Consider the following 26,661-nt stretch of genomic DNA (forward strand, 5'->3'; position numbering starts at 1 on the left):
GTTGACCCGACCGCGCCGCCCGGTGCGAGCCGGTTGCTTTCAGTCCCCGGCGCTCTTGAGGGCGGCCGTGACCGCCGTCATCAGCTTCTCGAGGTATGCGGGGTCGGGCTTGGAGCGCGAGACGGCCAGCCGCCAATAGAGCGGGCCCAGGATCAGATCGACCGCCACGTCCGGATCGGTCCCCGCGGGCAGTTCGCCCCGGGCCACGGCCTGGCCGACCAGCTTCTCACCGACGGCCTGCTGGTGGGTGCGCAGGGCCGTCTGGAGCGTGTCGGCGATCTGCGGGTTGCGGGCGGCCTCGGCCATCAGGTCGGGAATGATCTGCGACGCGATCCGGTGTTGCAACGCCCGGCTGACGATCATCATGATCAGCTGCAGATCGCCGGCGAAGCTGCCGGTGTCGGGCAGGGGCACGCTGCGGCCGGCCACGTCCGAGACGATCTCGAGCACCATCTCGAGCTTGTTGCTCCAGCGGCGGTAGATCGCGGTCTTGCCGACACCGGCGCGGCGAGCCACGGCCTCGATGGAGAGCCGGCCGTAACCCACCTCGGCCAGCTCATACATCACCGCGTCACGGATCGCTACGGTGATGTCGGTTCGGAGCACCGCCGCTCCGGCTGGGGCACGCTTTGCTGTCGCCACGTAGTCACTATACGCCAGGACGTTACGGTTGCGTTCCGCCCTTTGGTCGGATAATCTTCGCGGCACGTCGATACGAAGCCGTTCCATCGGCCGAGACTTGACATGCTGATTGAGTGTTCTCGCCTAAAGAACCAGGGCCCGACAGTCCGCACGGGCCGACGAGATCGGAGCACCACCCCATGGCTCAGACGGCGGTTGCCGACTCCGATACCGGGCCATCGCTCACCGAGCTGGCCCGCCGGAACGGCTTGACCAAGGCGGGGCGCCTGCCCAGCCTGCCGGAATACACCAGGCACCTCTGGTCGTATCGGCATTTCATAGCCGCCTTCGCCAACGCGAAGGTGGGGGCGTCGCTCGGCAGCACCAAGCTGGGCGTGGTCTGGCAGCTGCTGACCCCGCTGATCAACGCCGGCGTCTACTACGTGATCTTCGGCGTCCTGATCAACACCAAGCAGAACGTCGACAACTTCATCGCGTACCTCTGCGCCGGTGTCTTCATCTTCGGGTTCACCCAGACGGTGGTTCAGGCGGGCTCCCAGTCGATCACGGCCAACATGGCACTGATCCGGGCGCTGCACTTCCCCCGGGCCAGCCTGCCGATCGCGGTCACGCTGGTCGAGGTGCGCAACATGGTCGCCTCGATCGCCGTGCTCATCGCGATCGTGCTGCTCACCGGCGAGCCGATCACCGTCGAGTGGTTGTTGCTGCTCCCGGCCCTGCTGCTGCAGACCCTCTTCAACGCCGGGCTGGCCCTCTTCACGTCGCGCCTGATCTCCAAGGTCACCGACATCCGGCAGCTGATCCCCTACATCCTGCGAATCTGGATGTACGGCTCGGCCGTGCTCTACCCGGTGACCTTCTTCGCCGAGCGCCTGCACGGCTGGCAGCTCGCCCTGGTCGAGGCCAACCCGCTGCTGATCTTCATCGAGCTGGTCCGGCACGCGCTGATGGAGAACGTCGAGCTGGCCCAGCCGGCCGGCCTCCTGTGGATCCAGGCGGTGATCTGGACGGCGCTGGTCAGCTTCGGGGGTTACGTCTACTTCTGGCGCGGAGAGAAGGGCTACGGTCGTGGCTGACATCGAGCGGGAACCCACCGTCGTCGCGGACAACGCGCACATCATCTACCGCATCTACGGCTCGGTCGCGCCGGGGGCGAACACGCCGCTGGCCAGCTTCAAGCGCATCGTCACGGGTAAGAAGAGCGCCGCCGTGCGCGAGGTGCACGCGGTCAAGGGCGTCAGCTTCGTGGCCTACAAGGGCGAGGCGATCGGCCTGATCGGCACCAACGGCTCGGGCAAGTCGACGCTGCTGCGGGCGATCGCCGGGCTGCTCCCGGTCGAGCGGGGCGGCGGCATCTACGCGGCCGGCCAGCCGTCGCTGCTGGGCGTGAACGCGGTGCTCATGAACGAGCTCTCCGGCGAGCGCAACGTCGAGCTGGGCTGCCTGGCCATGGGCATGTCGCCCGAGGAGGTCAAGAAGGAAGCGGCCGGCATCATCGAGTTCTCCGGCATCAACGACCGGGGCGACTTCAGCTCGCTGCCGATGAAGACGTACTCCTCGGGCATGGCGGCCCGGCTGCGTTTCTCGATCGCCGCGGCCAAGAAGCACGACGTGCTGCTGATCGACGAGGCGCTGGCCACCGGCGACGCGAAGTTCCGCAAGCGCAGCGAGCAGCGGGTTCGTGACCTGCGCAAGGAGGCCGGCACGGTCTTCCTGGTGAGCCACAGCGAGCAGTCGATCCGCGACACGTGCGAGCGCACCATCTGGCTCGAGTCCGGCGTGATCCGGGCCGACGGCCCGACCGACGACGTGATGAAGGAGTACGAGACCTACGTCAACAAGTAGGTAGGTCTCGTACTGCCCGCAGAATTAGCGTACTGACAGGTGCACGTGGTTCGTGTGGTCGCTCGAGGGGTCGCCATTGCCCCTCGAGTACGCCTTCCAGCCGCTCGACGGCAGCCAGATGCGCTTGAACCAGATGACGTAGAGCACGCCCAGCCGGTCCGAGTTGTTGATGAAGTAGTTGGCCAGGTTGGTCCCGTACGTCTTGTCACCACCCGACGCGACGCCGCCGAACCCCTTCTTCTCGGCCGCGAAGTCGCACGCCTGCCCCTTGGGGTGCTCGCCGCTGTTCTGCTCGCGGAAGCACGCCACGTAGCGGGTGAAGCCGTCCGCCTGGGCCTGCTTGAGCGCGTGCAGCGTCCGCGGTGTCAGGCAGCCGCTGGTGGTGGGGTCGTTCTCGGAGCAGTTCTCGTCGGGCAGCGAGCCGTCCTTGTTACGCGGCGCCGGGGTGGCCTTGTCGCTGGACCCGCCGTCGGACGGCTCGTCGGCGTCCTCGCCGGTCTTGTCCGAGCCGCCGGTGTTGGCCGCCTTGAGCGCATTTTCGGCCTGCACCTTGCGCTTGGCCATCGTGTTGACGTGGCCCTGCTGCTGGCGCACCTCGGCGTCGATGGCCAGCTTGGCCTTCCGCTGACCGTCCCGGGTCGCCTTGAGATCGGCCACCACCTGGTTCTCCTGCACCGCGACGGTCTCGAGCGTCTCGGCCCGGTCGAGGAAACCGCTGCCCGACTCGGCGCCGAGCAGCGCGGTCATCGGGCCGAGCCGGCCGGTCCGGTACGACTTCTGGATGATCTCGTCGATGGCCGCCTGCCGGGGCGCCAGGTCGGCGTCGAGCTCCTTGAGCCTCGCGGCGAGCTGGGCCTGGCGGGTCTTGGACCGGGCCAGGGCTTCCTTGGCCTCCACATAGCCCTTGGAGGCGGCCTCGAGTTGCTGGATCAGGGACTTGGGGGCGCCCTCGCCGTCGTCGCCGTTGTCACCCGGCGCCGCGGCGGCCGGTCCGGCCACCGCCAGGGTCAGCCCGGAGAACGCGACGAGCAGGGCCAGCAGGGCCGCCGTTCGTCGCCGGACAGTCTTGTGCCGCACACCTGTTCCTTCCGTCGGCCGCCGACCGAGTTAGCTGACGGGTTCGGGACGGAAGTAATCCCTACCGCTGGGTCGCGGATTCACCCCGGAAAGATTGGTTCCCCGGCTCGCCCGGACGGACGATTAGGCGGCGGTCTCCTTGGGGGTGGAGACCGACCCGACCATACCGACTTCATCACGAGATCGACAGTTGTCGCACTCGCTGCAATTCACCGGCGACACGCCGTCACGGCAATTACGGAATGTGTTCGGGCGACTACGAAATTGCCATTTCTCCGGACCTGAAGTAACGCGAACTCTCGGGTAAACTGGCCGCCGGTTCTGCCGCCGTGGCGCCGCCCCCGAGGTGCCGGCAGACCACCGCCCAATCGCCGCGAGGCGAGCCGGGGAACCAGGTCAGTGGGGTGCATCCGCGCAAGCGGTAGGGATCGCTTCCGTCCCGAACCCGTCAGCTAACCCGGTCGGCGGTTTACCGGAAGGAACTGCTTTGACCGTACGACCCCGCCGGTGGCTGATGCTTGCCCTGGCGCCGATCGTGGCCCTGTCTTTCCTGGCCGTGCCCTCCTCGCCGGCGCTGGCCGAGCCCGGCGACGACGCCCCGAGCGAGGGCAGCGCGGGTGACACGGTGGGCAAGAACGCCACACTCGACGACGTGATCGAGTCCTCGAACCGGCGGTTCGTCGCGGCCCAGGCCGCCGTGACGAAATCCACAGCCGAGCAAAAGCGGCTGGCCACGGAGATCCGACTCGCCGAGGGCAAGCGGCTCGCGCTGCTCCCCGAGGTCAACGCGATCGCCGGCCAGCAGTATCGGACGGGCCACATGGGGGCGGCCAGCTTCCTGCTGGGCAGCCAGAACTCGGACGACTTCCTGGCCAAGGCGGTCTCGCTCGAAGAGATCAACGCCATGCAGGACCGCAAGCTGGCCGAGCTCAACAAGGCCATCAACGAGGTCAACACCAAGAAGGCCGCGCTCGACGCCGAGGTCAAGAAGCGCAAGACCAACCTGGTGGCGATGACCAAGCAGAAGAAGGCGGCCAACGACGCGCTCGCGCTGGTCGGCGGTCAGAGCCTCACGCACGGCATCGTCCTGGCCAAGTCGCCGCCCGCCGCGCCCGCGCCGCGCAATTCCGACGGCGGTTTCTCGCCCGAGGGCTGCAACGTGCAGGACGAGACCACGAGCGGCTGTGTGACCGCCCGCACAATGCACATGTACAAAGAGGTGAAGAAGGCCGGCTTCAATCGTTTCGTCGGCTGTCACCGCAACGGTGGGCCGTTCGAGCACCCGAAGGGCCGGGCCTGCGACTGGTCGCTGCAGAAAAGCGGCTTCGCACCGGCCCACAATGCCGACACCCGCACGTACGGCAACAACCTGATGGCGTTCCTCGTGCGTAATGCCGACAAGCTCGGCATCTATTACGTCATTTGGTATAAGCAGATCTGGTTCCCGGCCAGCGGCTGGAAGTCGTACAGCGGTCCGAGCGACCACACCGACCACGTGCACGTGTCGATGCTCTGACGACAGACATGAAGAAGGGCCCCGGGGCGAACCCCGGGGCCCTTCTTTGTGCACTGGGTCAGCTGGTCATGCGCCGCACCGGGGCGCGGCCCTCGGGCTGGCTCGGGGCCGGGCCGACCGGGTGCGCCGGCGGGATCGGCACGGTCACCGGCTTGACCTGGGTGACCTCGACGTCCTTGCCGTGGTGGTTGACGACCAGACGGGCCGAGCCGCCACCGTTGCGCAGCGAGTAGGTCACCTCGTCGGCGGTCACGTTGACCCGCAGCCGCAGCCCGCGCCAGAGCAGCGAGAACTCCAGGTTGTTGATGCGGCTGGGCAGGCGCGGCGCGAACGACAGCTGGCCGTTGAAGTCGCGCATGCCGCCCAGACCGGCCACCAGCGAGATCCACGTGCCGGCCAGCGAGGCGATGTGCAGGCCGTCCCGCGAGTTCTGGTGCAGGTCGTGCAGGTCCATCAGGGCGGCCTCGCCCAGATAGTCGTGGGCCAGCTCGAGATGACCCACCTCGGCCGCCAGCACCGCCTGGACGCAGGCCGAGAGCGACGAGTCGCGGACCGTACGGGCGTCGTAGTAGGCGAAGTTGCGCGCCTTCTCCTCCGGCGTGAACGCGTCACCGCGGATGTACATCGCCATGACCAGGTCGGCCTGCTTGACCACCTGCTTGCGGTACAGGTCGAAATACGGGTAGTTGAGCAGCAGCGGGTAGGCCTCGGGCGGGGTGTTCTCGAAGTCCCACTCCTGCAGCCGGGTGAAGCCCTCGGACTGCTGGTGCACGCCGAGCTCCCGGTCGTACGGGATGTGCACCGCGGCCGCCGCGTCCCGCCAGCCCGCCGTCTCCTCGTCGTCCACGCCCAGCTTGCGGGCCAGGTCGGGGTGGCGCTTGGCCGCGTCGGCGGCGGCCAGGAAGTTCTGCTGGGCCAGCAGGTTGGTGTAGATGTTGTCGTTGACCACGGCGGTGTACTCGTCGGGGCCGGTGACGCCGTCGATGTGGAAGCGGCCGTGCCGGTCGTGGTGGCCCAGCGAGCGCCACAGCCGCGCGGTCTCGACCAGCAGCTCCAGGCCGACCTCGCGCTCGAAGTCGTAGTCGCCGGTGGCCTGCACGTAGCGGCGGACGGCGTCGGCGATGTCGGCGCCGATGTGGAAGCCCGCGGTGCCGGCCGGCCAGTACGCCGAGCACTCCTGCCCGCGGATCGTGCGCCACGGGAACGCCGCCCCCTGCAGGCCGAGCGTCTGAGCCCGCTCCCGCGCCAGGTCCAGCGTCGAGTGGCGCCAGCGCAGCACGTCGGCCGCCGCGGAGGGCTGGGTGTAGGTCAGCGCCGGCAGCACGAAAGTCTCGGCGTCCCAGAACGTGTGGCCGTCGTAGCCGGGGCCGCTGAGGCCCTTGGAACCGATCGGCCGCTGCTCGGCCCGGGCGCCGGCCTGGAGCGTGTGGAAGAGGCCGAAGCGCACGGCCTGCTGCACCTCGGGGTCGCCCTCGACCCTGACGTCGGAGTGGTCCCAGAAGGCGTCCAGATATTCGCGCTGGGCCTCGATCAGGCCCTCCCAGCCGTCGAGCCGGGCGCTGGCCAGCGCCGCGCCGACCTGGTCGCGCACGGCGGGCAGCGAGCGGTGGCTGGACCAGCCGTAGGCCGCCAGCTTGACCACGCGCAGCTTCTGACCCGGCTCGAGCTTGCAGGCCACGGTGGTGCGCAGCCAGTCGGGGTGGCCCTCGGTGGTCACCGCGTGCTTGCCGGGCGCGTCGATCAGGTGCTCCATGGCCGCGGCCATGCGCAGGTCGCTGGCCTTGGTGCGGTGCACCAGCAGGCCACCGGTGCGCTGCTCGAGCACCTCCTCGGACTGCAGCGGGTGGTCGAGCACGGCGGCGACCCGCGGATCCTTGCTCATCGGCGGGAGCTGCTCGTTGGCGACCAGCTCGGACTGCAGGATCAGCCGGGACGGGCCGTCGAGCGGCTCGACCTCGTACAGGAAAGCCACGACGGAGCGCTGGGTGAACGAGACCATCCGCACGGTGCGGACACGAATCGCCTGCCCCGACGGGGAGACCCATTCGACCGTCCGCTCGAGCGTGCCGGCCCGCAGGTCGAGGACCCGCTCGTGGGACCGCAGCTCGCCGTAGCGCACGTCGAACGGCTCGTCGTCGACCAGCAGCCGCATGAGCTTGGCGTTGGTCACGTTGACCATGGTCTGGCCGGACTCGGGGAAGCCGTAGCCGGCCTCCGCGTACGGCAGCGGGCGGAGCTCGTAGAACGAGTTCAGGTAGGTGCCCGGCAGGCCGTGCGGCTCGCCCTCGTCCAGGTTTCCGCGTATCCCGATGTGTCCGTTGGCCAGCGCGAAGACCGACTCGGACTGGGCCAGCAGGTCCAGGTCGAGCCGGGTCTCCCGGATGTGCCACGGGTCGACGGGATAAGCCCGTTCACGGATCACGGTGGTGCCTCTCGAAAATGAGCAAGGGAAAAGTCTTGAAGATATAAACGCTGATACGTGCTCAGCGCGTCAGGAGTTCGGCCAAGTCCTGCACGACGATATCGGCACCGTTGTCGAGAAGTGCTTGAGTCTGACCCACACGGTCGACCCCGACGACGATGCCGAACTTGCCGGCCCGGCCCGCGGCCACCCCGGCCTGGGCGTCCTCATAGACGGCGCAGCTCTCCGGCGGGAGCCCGAGCTGCGCGGCGGCGTAGAGGAAGGTGTCGGGGGCGGGCTTGCCCGGCAGATTCTGCTCGCGGGCGGTCACACCGTCCACGCGCACCTCGATGAGGTCGGCGATGCCCGCCGCCTCCAGCACGTCCTTGCAGTTGGCGCTGGCCGACACGACGGCCCGGCGCAGGCCGGCCTCCTTGGCGGCCTTGAGGTAGTCGACCGATCCGTCGTAGACCTGGACGGCGCCCTCTTTGATCTTCTGCAGGACGAGGAGGTTCTTGCGGTTGCCGATGCCGTTCACGGTCTGCTGGTCGGGACCGTCGTCCGGGGTGCCCTCGGGGAGGGTGATCTGCCGAGAGGCCAGGAAGGTGCGAACACCATCGGCGCGTGGGCGGCCGTCGACGTAATCGTGATAGTCGGCGCCGGAGTCGAACGGCACGAACGCTTGCCCGTGCTGCGCCGACCACGCCTGGAGGAAGGTGTCGAACGTCTGCTTCCACGCAGCATTGTGCACAAGGGCGGTCTGCGTGAGCACGCCGTCAAGATCGAAGAGGCATGCGGTTACTTGAGGAGGTAGTCCGAGCACGGGCCCAATGTAGCCGCACCCGGACACCCATGAGTCCGGAAGGGCAGCTTCACATTTCGACGGCGCGTTTACCAGCAGTTCAATGTGCTGTTGCGGGCCTGTGTCAGACCGGCGTGGCGATCAAGATCCGCAACCCGATCGTGGTACCGATCGGGCCCGTGGCCACGGTGACCTCGTCGCAGAGCTGGTGGGCGAGCCAGATGCCGCGGCCACCCACCTCGTACGCCTCGGGAATCTCTGGAGTTGTCAGGTAACGCGCGGGGATGCCGGGGCCGGAGTCGGTCACCGAGCACCAGGCCGAGCCGCCGGCGAGCCAGAGCAGCACCCGCCCGCCGCCACCGGCGTGCAGCACGACGTTGGTGACGACCTCGTTGACCGCGAGGATGAAGCCGGCCAGCCGGTCGCCGCCCAGGCCGGCCGCGGTGAGCCGGGCCGACACCTCGTGCCGCACCAGGGTGATGTCGTCGCGCCCGAAACGGCGGTCGAGCAGGCGCCCGGCGGCCGTGGGCACCGGCTCGGCAAGGACCGTCGGGGAGACGCCAGCCTCCACCGGCTCCGCGCCCGGAGCCGGTCGCACACCCTGTCGCACTCTGTCCTCCACCGTGGTGCAGCCTACGCGGTGTGCCACCTCAGTGGCACCACGCGTCCACGATAAAGGTCGGCCGGCCGTCAGAAGAGGTCGGCGATCGTCCGGAAGATCTCCGCGTAGAAGTTGCCGTCGATCTCCCGATACAGGCTGAATTCCATGTTCGGGCTGCCGAAGAACGGGCGCAGCGTCCAGGCCAGCTGGGTGCCCACAAAGCCGAAGAGCAGGATCCAGATGTAGAGCAGGGTCATGCTGGGCGGCGTCGGCTGGGCCGGCGGGCGCGGCTGCGGCCGCATCGGGTGCGGCCCGTACGCGGGCGGGATCTGCGCCGGCGCGGGGGCGGGGGCGGCACCGTTGGCCTCAGCCGGCGCTCCGGCGGTGACCAGGGCCTTGACCGGCTCGGCAGCGGGAACGGCGGCCGGCGCGGCGGCGGGGGTGGCGACCTTCGGGGCGAGCAGGCCGTGCTCGTTGAGCACCCGCATGCCGCCGGTCAGGAACCGCAGGCCGACCAGCGCCGAGAGGGCCAGGATGACCACGTTGAGCAGCTTGAAGAACGCGTAGTCGGGCGCCGTGATCAGGAAGAACAGGCTGATCGGGGCGAACGCCAGCGCCAGCATGGAGGTCACGGTCAGCGCGACCATCACGAGCGACAACGACTGCCGGATCGACAACCGGGCGCCGAAGACCAGGTTGAACAGGTAGAGGGTGGGCAGGCAGATGGTCAGCGTGGCCAGGAACAGCAGCGGCAGCTTGCCCGCCGAGGTCAGCGCCATCAGCACGCTGTGAAAGGAACCCAGCACCGCGCCGTAGACGGCCAGCGCCACCACCGAGCTGACCAGCATCTGACCGGTGAGCTTGGGCAGCTCGCGATCCTCCACGATCTGCTGCCAGATGCCCTGTCTGTCGCGCAGGATGCGCTCGATTACCAGAAGCCCGGACGCGTTCGCCACGTTCCTACCCCCAGAGGTCGGGTCCGTATCGTCGATACGCCATCGCACCGACGTGTGGGCGGAACGCTACGCCATGGACGCAAACGGGGAAAGGCCCGCGCTTTCGCCCGGGCCTTCCGAGAGTGAACCGCGGGTCAGCGCCAGCCGACGTCGATCCGGTCGCCGCGCTCGTCGAAGAAGTGCAGGGCGTCCATCTTGACCGCGACCGAGAGCGGGTGCCCGGGCGACACCGGCGGGTACGGCGCCAGCCGTACGCCCAGCTCGGCCGGGCGGCGGTGGTGGCGCCCCGGGTCGTTGAGCACGCTCTGCTGGTCGGGTTCACGCGTCTTGACCGCGGTGCTGGGGCCGCGGCCGGTCAGGCGCTGCAGGGCCCCGCCGAACTTCTTGAGCGCGCCGCCGGTGGGCTCCTCGTCGTCCCTCGCGCGGGCCCCCATCTCGTCGACGACGATCGCCGTGGCGCCGATGTCGAGATAGGCCAGCGACTCGTGACCGTGGTGCTCGAGATAGCGGATGCGGCCGCGCAGGATGTCGCCCGGCTGGTCGGGCGCGACCGGCGTGAGCGCCTCGGCCCGCATCCCGACCACGATCCGCTCGCCGTGATAGTGCGCCACCGCGCGGGCCCGGATGTCGTTCCAGGGCAGATAGAGCGACTGCTCGCCGAAGTTGAGCTCGATGTAGCGCTCGAGGTGCACGTAGACGGCCGCCTCGAGCAGGTTCATCCGGGGCGCGCCCAGGAACGCCGCGACATAGAGGGTGGCCGGCCGCCCGTACACCTCGGTCGGGGTGCCCACGTCCTGCAGGACGCCCTTGCGCATGATCGCGACCCGGTCGGCCATGGTCAGCGCCTCGGCCTGGTCGTGCGTGACGTACATCGTGGTCACGCCCAGCTCGCGGGTCAGGCTGGAGATCTCGGCCCGCAGCTCGGCCCGCAGCCCGCTGTCCAGGTTGGAGAGCGGCTCGTCCATCAGGAACAGGCCGGGCCGCCGCACGATCGCGCGGCCCATCGCCACCCGCTGCCGCTGGCCGCCGGAGAGCTGACTCGGCTTGCGCCGGAGCACATCCCCTATTCCCAGCGCGGCCGCCACGTCGCCGACCCGCTCGCCCCGCGGCGCCGGCTCGACCCCGGACAGCTTGAGCGGGAAGCCGATGTTGTCGCCGACCGTCATGTGCGGGTAGAGCGCGAAGTCCTGGAAGACCATGGCGATGCTGCGGTCGCGGGGCGCGAGCTCGAGAACCGGGTCGCCGTTGAGGAGGATGTCGCCCTCGGTCGGATCCTCGAGCCCGGCGATCATGCGGAGGATCGTGGACTTCCCGCAGCCGGACGGCCCGAGCAGGACCAGGAACTCACCGTCGTCGACGTCGAGGCTGACGTTGTTGACGGCGATCGTGCCGTCGGGCCACACCTTCGTAACGTCCTTGAGCGAGACGGTCGACACCGCCTACCTCCCCTGCCGGGCAACATCAATGTGATCCCGGTCCCACGACGGCCGGCGATCGGCCTAATTTGACGAGGAGTATCGATGTCACGCCATCGGGTGAACAGGCCATTTGCGCTGTGTAAGCGCTTGGTTACGCCTTTTCGTCGAGGAAGATTCGCCGCACGACGCGCTCGGCGGCCCGACCGTCGTCGAGATAGCAGAAGCGCTCCCGGAACGCCGCACGGGCGACCTGAGCCGCCCCGCCGGCGTACGCACCACTGCGCAACACGTCGGCCAGCGTGACGAAATCTGTTGCCACCGCGCCCGGCGGCTCGGCCAGCAGATCGAAGTACGTGCCTCTCACATCGCGATAGACCGGCCAATCCGGCGCGAACACGACGATCGGGCGATCAAGCACCGCAAAATCGAACATCGCCGATGAGTAGTCGGTCAGCAGCACGTCGGCGGCCAGATAGAGGTCCTCGACGACCGGATGCTCGGAGACGTCGACGACGGTGCCGCCGCTGGGCAGCTCGGTGTCGGCCGAGAAGTAGTGCTTGCGGACCAGCAGCGTCGTCTCCGGCCCGAGCGCCTGGGCCAGCCGCTCGACGTCGAGCACCTGGTGCCCGGCGGGCAGCCACTCGCGATGGGTCGGCATGTAGAGCACGACCCGTCGCCCGGCCGGGATGCCGAGCTGCTCGCGGGCCGCGGCGGTGTCGGCGGCGGTCGCCCGGGCCATCCGGTCGTTGCGCGGATAGCCCACCTCGAGCGTCTCGTACGAGGTGGGATAGGCCGACTCCCAGGCGATCGTGGTGTGCGCGTTGGCCGTCAGGCTGAAGTCCCAGCGGTCGGCGCGCCGCATCTGGCCCGGAAAATCCTGATCCCGTACGCCCGCGGGGTGGTCGACCTGGTCGGCGCCCATCTTCTTGAGCGGGGTGCCGTGGTGGGTCATGACGTGCGTGGTGCCGCGCCGCTTGACCATCCGGTTCGGCCAGTTGACGTTGTTGATCAGATAGCGGGCCCGGGCCAGCGCGCGGTAGTAGGGCAGGGTGCCCGCCACGACGTGATCCGTTCCGGGCGGCAGCGACCGGGCGCGGGCCGGGCCGACCACCCACACGTGGCGCACGCCGGGGACCAGCTCGGCGGCCTTCTCGGCGATCGCGGCCGGGTTGCAGCCGACCCCGCGATACCAGTACGCGGCGTAGAGCGCGAGCGACTGGTCGACCGGCAGGCGCAGCTGGGCGCGGTAGTAGAGGTGACCCACGGCCTGACGGGCCCGGCGCTTGACAAAGCCGCCGACCCGCCGGACGAGCCGCTTGGCCCGGCGCGCCCTGCCGATGGCGAAGTCGAACATCCGCATCGAGCCGTACGAGCCGCGGGCCACCATCCGGTAGCGCACGCCCTCGCCGCCGCCGGGCGCCGGATAACCCGCGGGCGGCAGATACTTCCCGTACATCTCGTGCATCCGCCCGAAGAAGCGCGCCCGGGAATCGCGGGGCACCCGGGCGTCGTGCCGCAGCACCCGCAGGAAGTGCCAGATCATCCGGCGGAAGAGCAGGCCACGCACCTCGTCGCCGGGCGAGGCGTACTTCGCGGCGAGGGCCATCGCGTGGTCCCAGTGGTCGAAGACCTCGAAGTGCCGGTCGCCCACGGTCCGGGTGATCGCGCCGGTGCGGCGCTGCCGATAGTGCACACACGTACGCGAGAGGGTGCTGATCTTGGGGGCGGCCAGCATGACGGGGAAGGAGAACGAGACGTCCTCGTACCACCCGGCCTCGAAGACGAACCCGAGACGCAGCAGGAACTCGCGCCGGACGACCTTGTTCCAGGCCACGTGCAGGATGTTGAGCACCCGTGGCCACTGCTCGACCGAGAACACCTCGGGCGCCTCGGCCAGCGCCTTGCGCGCCGTGCCGGCCTGCACCCGGCCGTCCCAGTGCACCCTGTCCCAGCCGACGATCAGCAGGTCGGCCGCGGTCGAGCGGAGCCGGGCGGCCACCGCGGCCAGGGAACCGGGCGAGAGCCAGTCGTCGGAGTCCACGAACCAGACGTACTCGCCGGTGGCGTGCTCGAGGCCGAGGTTGCGGGCGCGGCCCAGGCCGAGGTTTTCGGGGGCGGTGACCACCCGTACGCGGGGGTCGCGCGCGGCGTACTCGGCGAGGATCGCGCCGCTGTAGTCGGGCGAGCGGTCGTCGACGGCGACCACCTCGAAGTCGGTGAACGACTGGCTCAGCAGCGAGTCGAGACACTGCCGCAGGTAGCCCTGCACCTTGTAGACCGGCAGAACGATGCTCAGGAACGTCACGAGCGGGAGCCACCTGTCCGCCAGTCGGCGATCGCGTTGACCAGGAACGTGCCCGCGACGAACACCGCCAGACCCGCCATCACCCAGGTCGGCACGCCGGCCACGGCCCCGGCCGCCACCACGAGCACCCGGCCCTCCCAGCCGAGCACGGCCCGCCGGGGACGGCCCTCGGGCGCAGCCTTCTCCATGCGGGCGACCAGGTCGTAGTGGTGCAGGGTGAGCGCGAAGATCAGGGCGTAGACCACGGGCGGCGGCACCGAGCCGGACAGCCCGGCCGCCGCGATGATCAGGAACTCGGCGGCGCGCAGGGCGGCCGGGATCAGCCAGTCGAGCGGGCCGCCGTGCCGAGACCGGGCGGACAGCCCCGCGGCCAGCACGATCAGCGTGGTCACGACCAGCGCGACCTTGGCGGGCGGATCGATCCACCCGGCGAGCAGCGCGATCACGAGCGCCAACGAGGCGACGGCGGCGAGCGCGGCGAAGGCCAGCGGGGCGGGCAGGGCGGCCCGGACGAGCAGCCCGTCGTCGCGGAACCGCATGGTGTCCACCTTGTCGAGCACGCCGACCCGCATGCTGATCGCCCGCAGCGAGCGCAGGGCCAGCGTGTAGGCCATCGCGAACAGGCCGCAGACGACCATGGCGGCCAGCGCGATCCGCCCGTTCGTGAAGATCGCCAGCACCGCCATCAGCGCCCAGCGCTCGCCGATCGGGAACACCACGATCCGCTTGAGCCAGTACGCCACCGAGCCGGTGTCGCCCTGCACCCGCGTCGACGCCGCGCTCAGCCGGGCGCCCACTCCCCCGGCGGCCTGCGGGCGGGGACGGGCGGCGGCCTCGTCGTGCAGCGCGCCGTACCAGGCGTCGGTCATGTGCCGCACGGTCTGCAGCACGATCGCGGTGATGGCCAGCGGCCACGCGTAGGGCAGCCCGATCCGCTCGGCGCCCGCGGCCAGCCCGGCGTACGCCGCGTACTCCTTCGCGCGGTCGGCCATCGTGTCGAGCCAGCCGCCGAACGCCCCGAACCGCCGGGTGTATCGGGCCAGCTGACCGTCCACGCAGTCGAGCACGAACCCCAGGTAGAGCAGGATGCCGCCGGCGATCATCGCGGGCCGCGAGGCCTGCCAGAACGCGAGCGCGGCGGCCACCGCGAACAGCACCGAGATCGCCGTGACGCCGCTCGGGGTCAGGCCGAGCCGGGCCGAGGCCTTCGTGACCAGCGGCGACCAGGTGCTCACGGCGTACGTGGTGAAGAAGTCGTCCTTCTCCTTGACGGCCATGCGCAGCCGCGCCTTGTCCTCGTCGACCGCGGCAACCTGCTCGCGGGCCCGGGTCAGCTCGGCGCTGTCGTGCACGAGGCCGGCCCGGAGCAGCCGCAGCGGGGTCGCGACCGGCACGACACCGGCCTCGAGCAGCGCGGGCAGCAGGTCCTTCTCGTCGCGCCCGGCCACCTCGGCCAGCCGGGGCCGGTCGGCCGGGGCCACGCAGATCGCGCCGAGATAGCGCACGTTGCCGGGCTCGTCCGTCGCCGGGAGCAGCTTGCCGCGGTCCTCGCGCAGGTCACCGGCCGGGTCGGGGGCGACCAGGGCGGTCGTGCGGCCGGCCGGCTCGGTGGCCAGCATCCACAGCAGGCTGGGGTGTGCCACCAGGTTGTCGGCGCAGATCAGCACCGGCTCGTCGGTCACCTCGCGCAACGCGTCGGTGCTGCTCTCGACCCGGCTCGCCCCGGCGGCGCGCAGGGCCTCGGACAGCTCCCCGGCGAGCCGGGCCGCGTCGGCGGGCTCGAGGGCATTGCCGGGGCCGGCGATAAGAACTGCCAGCGTCACCGGTTCCTCCACATGCCGCGCCCAACCGGCAGCGGGCCAACGCCAGGAAGCCGGAAATCGGCACTCAGGTTAACAGCGGAACCTACGGGGGTACGGGTCACCCTTACGGGAGCCGGGGCCCCCGAATCCACCTGCGGACCGAGGGCGGACGGTCACCGCGTCCCTACCGTTGAGTACATGAACCGGCGCGCAGCCGGAACCTTTGAGAAGGAGTGATGTGACCGTGGCTAGCCGTCTCGCTCGCCCCCGGGACAACCGCTGGATCGCCGGCGTCTGCTCCGGCCTGGCCCGCCGCTTCGGCATCTCGCCGAACGTCATGCGCCTGATCTTCGTCATCTCCTGCTTGCTGCCCGGCCCGCAGTTCCTGATCTACATCATTCTCTGGGTGATGCTGCCCAACGAGTGACCCGCACTCGGCTGATCGCCGGACACCGTCGTCCCCGCCCCCGGGCCGGCGGTGTCCGGTTCTCCGGCTACGGAGAGCTGAACGTGACCGTCACCGTCTGATAGCCGAGCCGGGTGAACAGGCTCTGCAGCATGCGCTCGGTGTTCTGCTGGGCGCGCTGGTCGAGGCCGCTGGCCCGGGCCGCCTCGGTGATCCGCTGCTGGGCCAGCGCGTAGACCTGCTGCTGTTTGCCCGGATCGCTGCGGAAGGCGTCGCCGATGCGGTTGAACAGCCCGCGCTCCTCGGCCACAACGTAGCTCTTCTGCATGTCGAGGTTGGCCGTGCCCTGCTGCGGGGGCGGCAGGGTGATCGTCACGGTGTTCTTCTCGTCGTCGACCTTCAGCGCGTCCTCGGCGAGCGAGCCGAACTCGACGTACTCCTCCACCGTGCCCGAGCCGACGAACAGCGTGCGCCGGTTGACCAGGAAATCGGGGATGTTCTCCTTGTTCTCCTGCAGGTCGACGATGACCTGGAAGGTGCCGTCGGCCGCCACGTAACGGCTGAGGTCACGCATCGACTGCAGCAGCACCGGCTGGCTGCGGTCGGTCGTCTTGTCGGAGAACGGGTTGTCGAAGCTGGGCAGCACGTTGACCGCGCGCAGGCCCAGGCAGGCCGCGACCATGAGCGCGAAGACGAAGAACGTGAAGATCAGCAGACGGGCGAAGCCACTGACCCGGTTGGGCGGTGGCGGCGGCTCCGGGGAGGCCGGAGGCTGAGCCGGGGCGGTCTCGTACTCCCGCGTGGGCTCGTCGACAGTCGGCGTGACGTCGGATGAGACGTCCGGTGACTTGGCCATGACTTCACGGTACGAGGAGGGTGCGACATTCGCAGCGAACGCTCAGGCGAATGCGTTCAATCCCGTCAATTTCTGGCCGATCACCAGCTGGTGGATCTCGGAAGTTCCCTCGTACGTGAGGACGCTCTCGAGATTGTTCGCATGGCGCATAACGGGATATTCGCCGCTGATGCCGTTGCCGCCGAGGATCGTGCGGCACGTGCGGGCGATCGCGATCGCCTCGCGCACGTTGTTGAGCTTGCCGACGCTCACCTGCTCGGGCCGCAGCGCGCCGGCCGAGTCACGCAGCCGGCCCAGGTGCAGCGCCAGCAGGAAGCCCTTCTGCAGCTCGAGCGTCATGTCGGCCAGCTTGGCCTGGGTCAGCTGGAAGCCGCCGATCGGCCGGCCGAACTGCTCGCGGGTCGTCGCGTAGTCGATCGCCACCCGCAGGCAGTCGCGCGCGGCGCCCATCGAGCCCCAGATGATGCCGAACCGGGCCTCGGTCAGGCAGGACAGCGGCGCCTTGAGCCCCCGCGCCTCGGGCAGCCGGGCCGACTCGGGCAGGCGCACGCCGTCGAGGCTGATCTCGCCGGTGCTCGAGGCGCGCAGCGACATCTTGTGCTTGATCTCGCGGGCCGAGAAGCCGGGGGTGTCGGCCGGCACCGCGAACCCGGCGACGCCCTCCTCGGTGCGGGCCCAGATCACGGCCACGTCGGCCAGCGGCGCGTTCGTGATCCACATCTTGCCGCCGTCGAGGATCCAGTCGGCGCCGTCGCGGCGGGCCCGGGTCGACATGTTGGCCGGGTCGGAGCCGTGGTCGGGCTCGGTCAGGCCGAAGCAGCCGATCAGCTCGCCGGCCGCCATGCCGGGCAGCCAGCGCTGCTTCTGCTCCTCCGAGCCGAACTTCCAGATCGCGTACATCGCGAGCGAGCCCTGCACGCTGACCAGCGAGCGGACCCCGGAGTCGGCCGCCTCGAGCTCCATGCAGGCCAGGCCGTACTGCACGGCGGAGGCGCCGGCGCAGCCGTAACCGGTCAGGTGCATGCCGAGCAGGCCGAGCTTGCCGAACTCGAGGGCGAGCTCGCGGACCGGGGTGCGGCCCGTCTCGTACCAGGTGGCGACCTCGGGGCGGACCCGGTCGTCGGCGACGCGGCGGACGACCGCGCGGATGTCGCGTTCCTCGTCGCTGAGCAGCGTGTCGACGTCGAGCAGGTCGAGCGGGGCGGCCATCAGTCGACGACCAGCACGCGGGCGTGGATCTGATTACGCTGCTGCAGCGCGGCCCGCAGCGCGCGGTGCAGGCCGTCCTCCAGATAGAGGTGACCCTGATACTCCACGACGTGCGGGAAGAGGTCGCCGTAGAAGGTCGAATCCTCGGCCAGCAGCTTGTCCAGCGCCAGCTCGCGTTTCGTGGTGATCAGATCGGCCAGCCGGATCGGCCTCGGCGGGATCTCGGCCCACGCCTTGAGCGTGGTGTGGTGATCGGGATACGGGGCTCCGTCCCGGACCGCCTTGAAGATCACGGCCGATCCCCCTCTCCGAACCTTTCATACCGCACAGCGTTGCCAGCCTAGCCCCATTACGGCGCGGCCCATCGGCCATGATGCACCACGTCGTCCACCGGGCGGTGCCCGCGCTTGAGTGACGGGGACCTCTTGTCCGGTGCCCGATAGCCCACGGTGAGCACGCCGATCGGGCTGAACTCGGCCGGGACGCCGAACGCCTCCTTGAAGCCCGGGATCGCCGGCACCGGGATGCCGAAGAAGCAGGAGCCCAGCTCCTCGTTGACCGCGCTGAGGTGCATGAGCAGCGCGGCGAAGCCGGTGTCGATGTCCCAGTACGGCACCGGCCAGCGCGCTTCGTCCCGATCTGTCCACCCCTTGTCGGGCTGGGCGTAGCGCTCGAGATAGACCGACTTGTTCGAGAAGCAAACGATGACGACCGGCGCTGTCCGCATCCGGGTCAGCCAGTCGTCCGGCGCCTCCCCGGATGCGGTCGACGACCAGAACAGGTCGCGGTCCTTCGGCTCGGTGAGCACCAGGAAGCTCCAGCCCTGCGAGAACCCGGCGCTCGGGGCGCGCAGCCCGTGCCGCACGATCTTGTCGACGAGCTCGGGCGGGACCGGACGATCGGGGTCGTAGCTGCGCACCATCCGCCGCTTGCGCAGGACGTCATCGAATTCCACGAGACGTCAGCCCCGGATTCCCCACGACGCCGACCAGGTCTCGCCCGGGGCCAGCACGATCAGGTCGCGGCCGGTCCGGAACGAGTCGGGCGGGCAGGTCATCGGCTCGATCGCCAGCGACCGGCGGAACCGCTCGCCGTGCAGCGTGTCGCCCGAGAAGACCTGCCAGTACTTGAACTTGTCGTCGGCCCAGACCACCACCTTGCGGTCGGCGGCCGGGTCGGCGATGGTCACCTCGGTGATGCCGTCGGCGTCGTGCGTGATGTCGCCGAACGTGGTGTCGAGCACCAGGTCACCGATCTTGCGCGGCTCGGTGAAGTCGTACTCCGTGCCGGCGACCGCGTTGGCCCCGATCGGCAGCAGCCGGCCGTCGGCCACGATCCGCGTGCTGCCCGGCACGTGCAGCAGGGTGTCGTCGACGCTCACGCCCGGCAGCTGCACATAAGGGTGGACGGAGTAGCCCCACGGCGCGTTCGAGGAGGAGTTGTTGACGACCTCGGAGTCGCAGCGCAGCCCGTCGGCCGAGACCGACCAGGTGGACCGCAGGGTCAGCCACCACGGGTAGCCGACCTGCGCGGGCAGCTCGAGCTCGACGGTCACCGCCGACGCGGACTGCTCGACCAGCGCCCAGCGGCTCCAGTTGACCAGGCCGTGGATGGCGTTGTGCCGGGCCGGCTCGGTCAGCGAGAGCTGGTAGGACTGCTCCTCGAAGGTGTATTGCCCGTCCCGGATGCGGTTGGGCCACGGCGCGAGGATCTGGCCGGCCGAGGCCGGGGAGAGCTCGTCGGCCTCGAAGCCGTCGAGCACCGTGACGTCGCCGGCGGAGTAGCCGCGGAGCGTGCCGCCGACCTCCACGACGACGGCGCTCTGCCCGTCCGCCTCGATGGACCACTGGGTGCCGGACTTCGCGGCTACGACACTCGTCATGGCTTGGACATTATCGGTTGGCGTCGTCATCTGTACCGGCGGCTTGCACAGCGGGCGGGCGGTACCTGAGCAGCGCCGGGAAGGCGGCCGCGAGCACGACCGCCAATCCGGCCGCCGCGAACCCGCCGCCGGCCCACGAGACGGCGGGCGAGGTCAGGTCGGCCGTGGCCCCCGCGCGCAGGTCGCCGAGGCGCGGGCCACCGGCAACGACGACCGTGAACACGCCCTGCAGCCGGCCGCGCAGCCGGTCCGGCGCGTAGACCTGCAGGATCGACTGCCGGTAAACGGCGCTGACCAGGTCGGCCGCGCCCCCCACGGCCAGCAGCAGCACCATGAGCCACAGGCTGTGGGCCAGGCCGGAGAGCCCGATCGCGATGCCCCAGGCGACCACGGCGATCACCAGCGCCACGCCCTGGCGTTTGATCCGGCCGATCCAGCCCGAGGTCAGCCCGCCCACCACCGAGCCCAGCGCGATCGCGCTGAACAGCCAGCCGACCGCCCAGTCGCCGCCGAACCGGTCGACCGCCACCTCGGGGAACAGCGCCCGCGGCATGGCGAACACCATCGCGATGATGTCGACGCCGAACGAAAGCAGCAGCACCGGCTGGGTGACCAGGAACTTCAGGCCGACCATGATGCCCTTGAGGCCCGCCGTGGGCCGCTCCTCGCCGGGCTCGTGCTCGACCGGCGGGATCGGCGGGAGCTTCCAGGTGGCCCAGAACGAGATCGTGAACAGCACCGCGTCGACCAGATAGGCCGTGGTGACGCCGGCGCCGGTGCCGGAGACCGCGAAGATCAGGCCGGCCGCCAGCGGGCCGAGCACGCCGCCGGCCGTGGTGGTCGTGTAGGCGAGCGTGTTGGCCGCGGGGACGAGCCCGGCCGGCACGATCCGCGGGATGATCGCCTGCCGGGTCGGCGAGCTGATCGCGAAGCCGGCCGACTGCACGGCGGTCAGGGCCAGCAGCAGCCAGGCGCTGTTCACGGCGAACAGCGCCTGCGCGAGCAGCCCGACGGTGGCCACCCAGGCCAGCATCGAGCTGGCCAGCAGCAGCTTGCGCCGGTCGACCACGTCGGCCGCGGCGCCGCCCCACAGGCCGAAGATCAGCAGCGGGATCAGGCCGGCGATGCCGAGCAGGCCGACCCAGGCCGAGGAGTTGGTGATCGCGTACATCTCGACCGGGACGGCCACCGACGTGAACTGGAACCCGAAGAACGAGAGGCCGTTGCCGACCCACATCCGGCGGTAGGCGGTGACCCGCAGCGGGCGGACGTCGATGACCCAAGACTTGCGCTCGGCCACCTTTTGGCTCACGGAGCGAGCCTCTCGACGACCCAAGACCCGTTCCCCGTACGGGCGAAGCGCAGCCGATCATGCAGGCGGCTGGTCCGCCCCTGCCAGAACTCGACCGTCTCGGGCACCACCAGGAACCCGCCCCAGTGCTCCGGGGGCGGGATCGGACCGTCGCCGAAGCGCTCCTCGGTCGCGGCCAGTCCCGCGTCGAGCGTCGCGCGGTCCGGCAGCACCGACGACTGCGGGCTGGCCCACGCGCCCAGCTGCGAGCCGCGCGGCCGGGAGGCGAAATACTCCTCGGTCTCGGCCCGCGACACCCGCTCGACCGCCCCCGTGACCAGCACCTGCCGCTGCATCGGGAACCACGGGAAGACCAGGCTCGCGTACGGGTTGGCCGTGAGCTCGGAGCCCTTGCGCGACTCGTAGTTGGTGAAGAACACGAAACCGCGCTCGTCGTACTCCTTGAGCAGCACCGTGCGCGCGCTCGGCCGCCCCTGCGGGGTCGCGGTCGAGACGATCATCGCGTTCGGCTCGGGCAGGCCGAACCTGGTGGCGTCGGTGAACCAGGCCTCGAACTGGACCCGCCAGTCCGCCGCCAGATCCGTCTCGAGCAGCGCCCCACGCGCGGTGTAGTCGAGCCGCATGCTCGCGGGCGACGGGGGTTCGACAGTCACGAGTGCTCCAGGTTCGTAGTCAGGCAAGTCGTTAGCACCGCAAACGACCCTAAGTCGCTTCGGGCCGTCCGTCAGGTCGGTGAGGATGGGTGTCGCGGAGAGCACATCGCGGTGGGTCGACCTGCCGTTAGCTGACGAGCAAGATGAAACACCTACAGCATTCCCGTACGCAGGGAGGGTCGTGACCGACTTCAAGCCCGGACTCGAGGACGTCGTCGCCTTCGAGACCGAGATCGCCGACCCCGACGAGGCCGGTGGCGCGCTGCGATACCGCGGTGTCGACATCGAGGACCTGATCGGCCAGGTCTCGTTCGGCAACGTCTGGGGCCTGCTCGTCGACGGTCGGTTCGGTCCCGGGCTGCCCCCGGCGGAGCCGTTCCCGGTGCCGGTGCACTCCGGCGACATCCGGGTCGACGTGCAGTCGGCGGTCGCGATGCTCGCGCCGTACTGGGGGCTCGACCAGCTGCTCGACATCAGCGACGAGCAGGCCCGGCGCGACCTGGCCCGGGTGTCGGTGACCGCGCTCTCCTTCGTGGCCCAGGCCGCCCGTGGGCTGGGCCTGCCGGCCGTCCCGCAGAAAGACATCGACAAGGCCGAGACGATCGTCGAGCGGTTCATGCGCCGCTGGCGGGGCGAGCCCGACCCGCGCCACGTCAAGGCGGTCGACGCCTACTTCATCTCCGCCGCCGAGCACGGCATGAGCGCCTCCACGCTGACCACCCGCGTGGTCGCCTCGACCGGCGCCGACGTGGCCGCCTGCATCTCCTCCGGCATCGGCGCGCTCTCCGGCCCGCTCGACGGCGGCGCCCCGGCCCGCGTGCTCACGATGCTGGAGGACGTCGAGCGCAGCGGCGACGCCGAGACGTACGTGCGGGGCATCCTCGACCGCGGCGAGCGGCTGATGGGCTTCGGGCACCGCCTCTACCGCGCCGAGGATCCGCGGGCCGACGTGCTCAAGCGCACCGCCCGCGAGCTGGGCGCCCCGCGCTACGAGGTGGCCGTCGCGCTCGAGCGGGCCGCGCTGGCCGAGCTGCAGGCCCGCAAGCCCGACCGGCCGCTGCCGACCAACGTGGAGTTCTGGTCGGCCGTCGTGCTCGACTTCGCCGAGGTGCCCGGTCACATGTTCAGCTCGATGTTCACCTGCGCCCGGGTCGCCGGGTGGAGCGCGCACGTGCTGGAGCAGAAGCGCCTGGGCCGGGTCGTGCACCCCACGGTCCGCTATGTGGGACCGGGCGCCCGCAAGCCGCAGCAGGTCGAGGGCTGGGACGTGCTCCCCCATAATGTGTGACCGTGACTGACATCCGGATCCCCGACACGATCAGGCCCGTCGACGGACGCTTCGGCTCCGGCCCGAGCAAGGTGCGCCCCGAGGGCGTCGAGTCGCTGTCCGCGGTGTCCCGCACGTTCCTCGGGACGTCCCACCGGCAAAAGACCGTGAAGGACCAGGTCGCCCGGCTGCGCCGCGGGCTGGCCGAGTTCTTCTCGATGCCCGAGGGCTACGAGGTGGTCCTCTCCAACGGCGGCACCAGCGCGTTCTGGGAGACGGCGACCTTCGGACTCGTACGGGAAAAAGCGCAGTTCGCCGAGTTCGGCGAGTTCGGGGCCAAGTTCGCCAAGGCCGTCAAGGACGCGCCGTTCCTGGCCGAGCCGACCGTACACAAAGCCCCCGCCGGCGAGGCGGCGTACCTCACGGCCGAGGCCGGCGCCGACGTCTACGCCTCAGTTCACAACGAGACGTCCACCGGCGTGGCCGTGCCAGTCCGCCGCGTCCCGGGCGCCGACGAGGGCGCGCTGCTGCTCACCGACGCGACCTCCGGCGGCGGCAGCCTCGACGTCGACCTGCGCGAGACCGACGTCTACTACCTGGCCCCGCAGAAGGCCCTCGGCTCGGACGGGGGCATCTGGCTGGCCCTGCTGTCCCCCGCCGCCATCGACCGCGCCTTCGAGATCAAGGGCAGCGGTCGCTACATCCCCCAGTTCCTCGACCTGGTCACCGCGATCGAGCAGAGCCGCCTCGAGCAGACGTACAACACGCCCGCCCTGGCCACGGTCTTTCTGGCCGCCGAACAGCTCGACTGGATGAACGCGCAGGGCGGCCTGTCCTGGGCCGTGAAACGAAGCGCGGAAAGCGCCGCCGCGATCTACAACTGGGCCGACCGATCCCCGTACGCGACCCCGTTCGTCACCGACCCCGCCCTGCGCTCGGCCGCGGTAGCCACGATCGACTTCGAGGGCGTCGACGCGGCGGCCATCGCCAAGGTCCTCCGGGCCAACGACGTGGTCGACACCGAGCCGTACCGCAAGCTCGGCCGCAACCAGCTGCGGGTCGCCCTCTACCCGACGATCGAGCCCACCGACGTGGCCGCCCTGACGGCATGCATCGACTACGTGGCCGAACGCCTCTGACCGACGTCGACCACATGGTCGGCCAGATCAACGTTGTCCGGCCGGTGCAGAACAACGACGATCGCGGCCTTGGGCAACCGCTCGCGCACCAGGGTGAGCAGCCGCCGCTCGGCCGCGGGCGAGAAGGCGCTGGTCGTCTCGTCGATCAGCAGCACGTCGGGCTCCTCGGCACAGGCCACGGCCAGCGCCACGAGCTGGCGATGCGTCACGGCCTGGGCGGCGAGCTGCCCTGATTTGTCCGCGGTGGGCAGGCCGAGGGCGTGGGACCAGTCGTCGGCCAGGGCCAGAGACTCGGGCGGGCACAGTTCGTCGAGCGGAATCGGCAGGGGCGGCGGCTCGTTCTCGACCAGCCGCCCCGGCATGGCCCGCAGCAACGTGCTCTTGCCGGCCCCCGACGGCCCCCGCACGACGGTGAATCGGCCCTTCACCGTCGCCGGGACGGCCTCTTCGGCGCGATCGCCGGCCGCCGGCAGCAGGGCGAACACCCGGGACATGACCTGGGTGGTGCCGTCGACCTCCTGATGCGCCTCCACCACCGCGGCGAACCGCTCACCGATCACGTAGGCGGCGTAGACGGCCACGGCCAGCAGACCCGACCAGCCCACCGGCGCCCAGGTGGCGGCCGCGACCGTGGCGGCGAACAGGATCACCCCGGCGGCCTCGACCGAGGCGACGATCGCCATCCGGGTGCCGTGGGCGGCGTACAGGCCGAGGTGTTCCCTCGCCAACAGCTCACGAAACCGGGCCGCGAAGCCGGGCCGCAAGGCACTGCTCGACCGAAACGACCGACATGTCAGGACAGCTCCGGCGTAGGTGCGCAGCGGCCCCCGGGTCGCCGCCAGCAGGGCCCGCCCCCGCACACTCGCCCGGCGCAGCGCCGGATAACGGATCACGGCCGCCACCGCCAGCACCACCACACCGACCGCCGCGACCGGGGCGGCCAGCACCATCGCCGTCACCGCGGCCGACGTCGCCAGCACCGCGCGCACCCCGCTCAGCAGAATCCCCGGCGACCACAGCTCCACCGTCGTGAAGTCGTCGGTGAACCGTCCCGCCGCGGTGGCCGAACCCTCCGCCAGCCCGCGATCGAGCATCCCGGCCAGGATCCGCCGATGCAGCCGCCGGGTCGCCCCCATCGCCCCGCGCCGCACCACGAACCGGTATCCACCCTCCGCCAGCAGCGCAACCGCCGTCAGCCCGACCAGCAGCGTTAGGTTCACCCGCGCGGCACCGAGCGTCCCCGCCACCGCCAGCTCGGTCACCACGAGGACCACCAGCAGCACCCCGAGCAGCGTCAACACCCACCGCGGATAAAGATCGGCCAGGCGCGCGACCACCTCCCGCAACCGGGGCGCGGGCACGTCCGCCTCGAGACCAACCCCATCCAGTACGCCTCGTCGAGCACTGACACCTGGGGCTTTCTCCGCGCCGCCCACACTCGATTCCGGCCGCGCGGGCCGGCCTAGAGTCGCGGCCCACCTCGTCGCCTCGTCACGAGGCAGGCACCGGCCCAGCCACTCGACCGTGACCGCGGCCCGATCCCGCACCTCGACACCGTCCGCGCGGCACAGCACCACCGTCTCGGCATAGGCGGCCGGATCGATCCGGGTTCCGGCGTAGACCCGCGCAGGCCCGTCCGTGCCGCCGAAGACTCCCGCCGTCACCGAGGCCGCCGTGGCCGGGTCGAGGGCCGAGAACGCGTCGTCCACCACGAGCACGTCGGGGGCCGACAGCCAGGCTCGTGCCACGCTCAGCCGCACCGCCTCGCCGTCCGAGAGACGCCGCTGCCCGGTTATGAGCCCGTCGACGGCCCGGTTCGCGAAGAGCTCATTTAGGCCCATCCGGGCGACCGCTTCTTCGAGCCCTGCCGATGCCGTCTCGCTCCGCTCCACTCGCCTGGTAAGTGAGTCCTCACTTACCTCCGGTACCGCCGGCGACACCCCATGAAGTGAGTCCTCACTTACCACGCGCACAACCCCACGATGTGAGTCCTCACTTACCCCCCGCGGCACGTCGCGAAGTGAGTCCTCACTTACCTGCCGCGGCACGCCAAGATGTGAGTCCTCACTTACTTGCTGCGACTCCGCACGATGTGAGTGCTCACTTACCATCGACGGCACCTCGCGAAGTGAGTCCTCACTTACCTGGCGCGGCACATCGTGATGCAAGTCCTCACTTACCTGCTGCGGCTCCTCGCGATGTGAGTGCTCACTTGCCACCGACGGCACCGGGCGAAGTGAGTCCTCACTTACCTGCCGCGGCACGTCACGATGTGAGTCCTCACTAACTTGCTGCGACTCCTCGCGATGTGAGTACTCACTTACCTCGTGCGGCACTCCCCGAGGTGAGTCCTCACTTACCTCGCGCGGTACTTCGTGATGTGAGTCCTTACTCACCAGGCGCGGCACGCCACGATGTGAGTGCTCACTTACCTTCCACGGCACCGGTCACGTCCACCGAAGTGGTGTATGAGCTGGGCTTTCCCGGCGCGCGAGAGCGGCCATCGCAGATCCTTCGGATTGCTTGAAGATCACGAAGGAGAGACCTGCGATGGCCGCAGAACCGAGTTTGA

At 70.0% G+C, this 26,661-nt stretch carries 23 protein-coding genes and 2 riboswitches; of the genes, 6 read left to right on the forward strand and 17 right to left on the reverse strand.

Annotated elements, in window-relative coordinates:
* Window positions 1–39 precede the first annotated feature (39 nt).
* Window positions 40–642, reverse strand: coding sequence for a TetR/AcrR family transcriptional regulator (locus tag JKJ07_RS24210; protein WP_307834380.1), 603 nt, complete (start codon window positions 640–642; stop codon window positions 40–42).
* A 179-nt stretch (window positions 643–821) separates the two neighbouring features.
* Here JKJ07_RS24210 and JKJ07_RS24215 point away from each other — a divergent pair, with 179 nt between their 5' ends.
* Together JKJ07_RS24215 and JKJ07_RS24220 are read left to right on the forward strand one after the other, a co-directional pair.
* Window positions 822–1,718 carry an ABC transporter permease gene (locus JKJ07_RS24215; RefSeq protein WP_202993971.1) on the forward strand — a complete coding sequence of 299 codons (897 nt, stop codon included), beginning with the start codon at window positions 822–824 and terminating at the stop codon, window positions 1,716–1,718.
* A complete protein-coding gene (locus JKJ07_RS24220; protein WP_202993972.1) occupies window positions 1,711–2,487 on the forward strand; it encodes an ABC transporter ATP-binding protein in 777 nt (258 codons plus the stop codon). Before JKJ07_RS24215 ends, JKJ07_RS24220 begins: the two co-directional genes overlap by 8 nt.
* Window positions 2,488–2,511: 24 nt before the next feature.
* Here the strand turns inward: JKJ07_RS24220 and JKJ07_RS24225 are convergent, their stop codons facing one another.
* Window positions 2,512–3,564 (reverse strand): coiled-coil domain-containing protein, encoded by a 1,053-nt coding sequence (locus tag JKJ07_RS24225; protein WP_202993973.1) that lies wholly within the window; start codon window positions 3,562–3,564, stop codon window positions 2,512–2,514.
* A 3-nt stretch (window positions 3,565–3,567) separates the two neighbouring features.
* Window positions 3,568–3,704, reverse strand: a riboswitch (cyclic di-AMP (ydaO/yuaA leader).
* A gap of 211 nt (window positions 3,705–3,915) precedes the next feature.
* A riboswitch (cyclic di-AMP (ydaO/yuaA leader) is annotated at window positions 3,916–4,048 on the forward strand.
* 3 nt (window positions 4,049–4,051) lie between these two features.
* Between JKJ07_RS24225 and JKJ07_RS24230 the strand changes: the two genes are divergently transcribed.
* Window positions 4,052–5,080, forward strand: a complete 1,029-nt coding sequence (locus JKJ07_RS24230; RefSeq protein ID WP_202993974.1) for a coiled-coil domain-containing protein — start codon at window positions 4,052–4,054, stop codon at window positions 5,078–5,080.
* A gap of 58 nt (window positions 5,081–5,138) precedes the next feature.
* Here the strand turns inward: JKJ07_RS24230 and JKJ07_RS24235 are convergent, their stop codons facing one another.
* The 7 genes from JKJ07_RS24235 to JKJ07_RS24265 form a co-directional block, all read right to left on the reverse strand.
* Window positions 5,139–7,502: a glycoside hydrolase family 65 protein gene (locus tag JKJ07_RS24235; RefSeq protein ID WP_202993975.1), complete on the reverse strand. Its 2,364-nt coding sequence runs from the start codon at window positions 7,500–7,502 to the stop codon at window positions 5,139–5,141.
* Between the two features lie 61 nt (window positions 7,503–7,563).
* Window positions 7,564–8,304, reverse strand: coding sequence for an HAD family hydrolase (locus JKJ07_RS24240; RefSeq protein WP_202993976.1), 741 nt, complete (start codon window positions 8,302–8,304; stop codon window positions 7,564–7,566).
* A gap of 103 nt (window positions 8,305–8,407) precedes the next feature.
* Window positions 8,408–8,905, reverse strand: coding sequence for an ATP-binding protein (locus JKJ07_RS50050; RefSeq protein ID WP_202993977.1), 498 nt, complete (start codon window positions 8,903–8,905; stop codon window positions 8,408–8,410).
* A 68-nt stretch (window positions 8,906–8,973) separates the two neighbouring features.
* Window positions 8,974–9,840 (reverse strand): hypothetical protein, encoded by an 867-nt coding sequence (locus JKJ07_RS24250; protein ID WP_202993978.1) that lies wholly within the window; start codon window positions 9,838–9,840, stop codon window positions 8,974–8,976.
* 134 nt (window positions 9,841–9,974) lie between these two features.
* The gene (locus JKJ07_RS24255; protein WP_202993979.1) at window positions 9,975–11,276 is read right to left on the reverse strand and encodes an ABC transporter ATP-binding protein; all 1,302 of its coding nucleotides are present in this window, start codon (window positions 11,274–11,276) and stop codon (window positions 9,975–9,977) included.
* 133 nt (window positions 11,277–11,409) lie between these two features.
* Window positions 11,410–13,563 carry a bifunctional glycosyltransferase/CDP-glycerol:glycerophosphate glycerophosphotransferase gene (locus JKJ07_RS24260; RefSeq protein ID WP_202993980.1) on the reverse strand — a complete coding sequence of 718 codons (2,154 nt, stop codon included), beginning with the start codon at window positions 13,561–13,563 and terminating at the stop codon, window positions 11,410–11,412.
* Window positions 13,560–15,386 carry a DUF5941 domain-containing protein gene (locus JKJ07_RS24265; protein ID WP_202993981.1) on the reverse strand — a complete coding sequence of 609 codons (1,827 nt, stop codon included), beginning with the start codon at window positions 15,384–15,386 and terminating at the stop codon, window positions 13,560–13,562. The genes JKJ07_RS24260 and JKJ07_RS24265 overlap by 4 nt, the downstream gene beginning before the upstream one ends.
* Window positions 15,387–15,609: 223 nt before the next feature.
* Here JKJ07_RS24265 and JKJ07_RS24270 point away from each other — a divergent pair, with 223 nt between their 5' ends.
* On the forward strand, window positions 15,610–15,792 hold the full coding sequence (locus tag JKJ07_RS24270; RefSeq protein ID WP_202993982.1) for a PspC domain-containing protein: 183 nt from the start codon (window positions 15,610–15,612) through the stop codon (window positions 15,790–15,792).
* A gap of 67 nt (window positions 15,793–15,859) precedes the next feature.
* Here the strand turns inward: JKJ07_RS24270 and JKJ07_RS24275 are convergent, their stop codons facing one another.
* From JKJ07_RS24275 to pdxH, 7 genes are read right to left on the reverse strand one after another with little or no spacing between them, the layout of a single operon-like run.
* A complete protein-coding gene (locus tag JKJ07_RS24275; RefSeq protein ID WP_202993983.1) occupies window positions 15,860–16,627 on the reverse strand; it encodes a DUF4230 domain-containing protein in 768 nt (255 codons plus the stop codon).
* A 42-nt stretch (window positions 16,628–16,669) separates the two neighbouring features.
* Window positions 16,670–17,836, reverse strand: coding sequence for an acyl-CoA dehydrogenase family protein (locus JKJ07_RS24280; protein WP_202993984.1), 1,167 nt, complete (start codon window positions 17,834–17,836; stop codon window positions 16,670–16,672).
* A complete protein-coding gene (locus JKJ07_RS24285) occupies window positions 17,836–18,129 on the reverse strand; it encodes a type II toxin-antitoxin system VapB family antitoxin (protein WP_202993985.1) in 294 nt (97 codons plus the stop codon). The genes JKJ07_RS24280 and JKJ07_RS24285 overlap by 1 nt, the downstream gene beginning before the upstream one ends.
* 56 nt (window positions 18,130–18,185) lie before the next feature.
* Complete coding sequence (locus JKJ07_RS24290) at window positions 18,186–18,791, reverse strand: nitroreductase family protein (RefSeq protein WP_202993986.1); 606 nt, start codon at window positions 18,789–18,791, stop codon at window positions 18,186–18,188.
* Between the two features lie 6 nt (window positions 18,792–18,797).
* Window positions 18,798–19,718 carry an aldose 1-epimerase family protein gene (locus tag JKJ07_RS24295; RefSeq protein ID WP_202993987.1) on the reverse strand — a complete coding sequence of 307 codons (921 nt, stop codon included), beginning with the start codon at window positions 19,716–19,718 and terminating at the stop codon, window positions 18,798–18,800.
* A gap of 10 nt (window positions 19,719–19,728) precedes the next feature.
* Window positions 19,729–21,030, reverse strand: coding sequence for an MFS transporter (locus JKJ07_RS24300; protein ID WP_202993988.1), 1,302 nt, complete (start codon window positions 21,028–21,030; stop codon window positions 19,729–19,731).
* On the reverse strand, window positions 21,027–21,653 hold the full coding sequence (gene pdxH, locus JKJ07_RS24305) for a pyridoxamine 5'-phosphate oxidase (protein WP_202994051.1): 627 nt from the start codon (window positions 21,651–21,653) through the stop codon (window positions 21,027–21,029). Before pdxH ends, JKJ07_RS24300 begins: the two co-directional genes overlap by 4 nt.
* 211 nt (window positions 21,654–21,864) lie before the next feature.
* Between pdxH and JKJ07_RS24310 the strand changes: the two genes are divergently transcribed.
* Entirely contained in the window at window positions 21,865–22,971 is a 1,107-nt protein-coding gene (locus tag JKJ07_RS24310) for a citrate synthase 2 (protein ID WP_202993989.1), read from the forward strand.
* On the forward strand, window positions 22,968–24,089 hold the full coding sequence (gene serC, locus JKJ07_RS24315) for a phosphoserine transaminase (protein WP_202993990.1): 1,122 nt from the start codon (window positions 22,968–22,970) through the stop codon (window positions 24,087–24,089). The genes JKJ07_RS24310 and serC overlap by 4 nt, the downstream gene beginning before the upstream one ends.
* On the opposite strand, the gene JKJ07_RS24320 is transcribed toward serC, so the two are convergent.
* Window positions 24,068–26,200 (reverse strand): ATP-binding cassette domain-containing protein, encoded by a 2,133-nt coding sequence (locus JKJ07_RS24320; protein ID WP_236029699.1) that lies wholly within the window; start codon window positions 26,198–26,200, stop codon window positions 24,068–24,070. The genes serC and JKJ07_RS24320 overlap by 22 nt on opposite strands.
* Between the last annotated feature and the right edge of the window lie 461 nt (window positions 26,201–26,661).

This window comes from Paractinoplanes lichenicola (assembly GCF_016785085.1).
GTDB classification, from domain to species: Bacteria; Actinomycetota; Actinomycetes; order Mycobacteriales; family Micromonosporaceae; genus Actinoplanes; species Actinoplanes lichenicola.

Coding starts and splice junctions, on each gene's coding strand:
- JKJ07_RS24320 (WP_236029699.1), bottom strand. CDS start 26,200: ATGGTAAGTGAGCACTCACATCGTGCGGAGTCGCAGCAAGTAAGTGAG.
- JKJ07_RS24215 (WP_202993971.1), top strand. CDS start 822: ATGGCTCAGACGGCGGTTGCCGACTCCGATACCGGGCCATCGCTCACC.
- JKJ07_RS24280 (WP_202993984.1), bottom strand. CDS start 17,836: ATGGCCGCCCCGCTCGACCTGCTCGACGTCGACACGCTGCTCAGCGAC.
- JKJ07_RS24295 (WP_202993987.1), bottom strand. CDS start 19,718: ATGACGAGTGTCGTAGCCGCGAAGTCCGGCACCCAGTGGTCCATCGAG.
- JKJ07_RS24275 (WP_202993983.1), bottom strand. CDS start 16,627: ATGGCCAAGTCACCGGACGTCTCATCCGACGTCACGCCGACTGTCGAC.
- pdxH (WP_202994051.1), bottom strand. CDS start 21,653: ATGCGGCTCGACTACACCGCGCGTGGGGCGCTGCTCGAGACGGATCTG.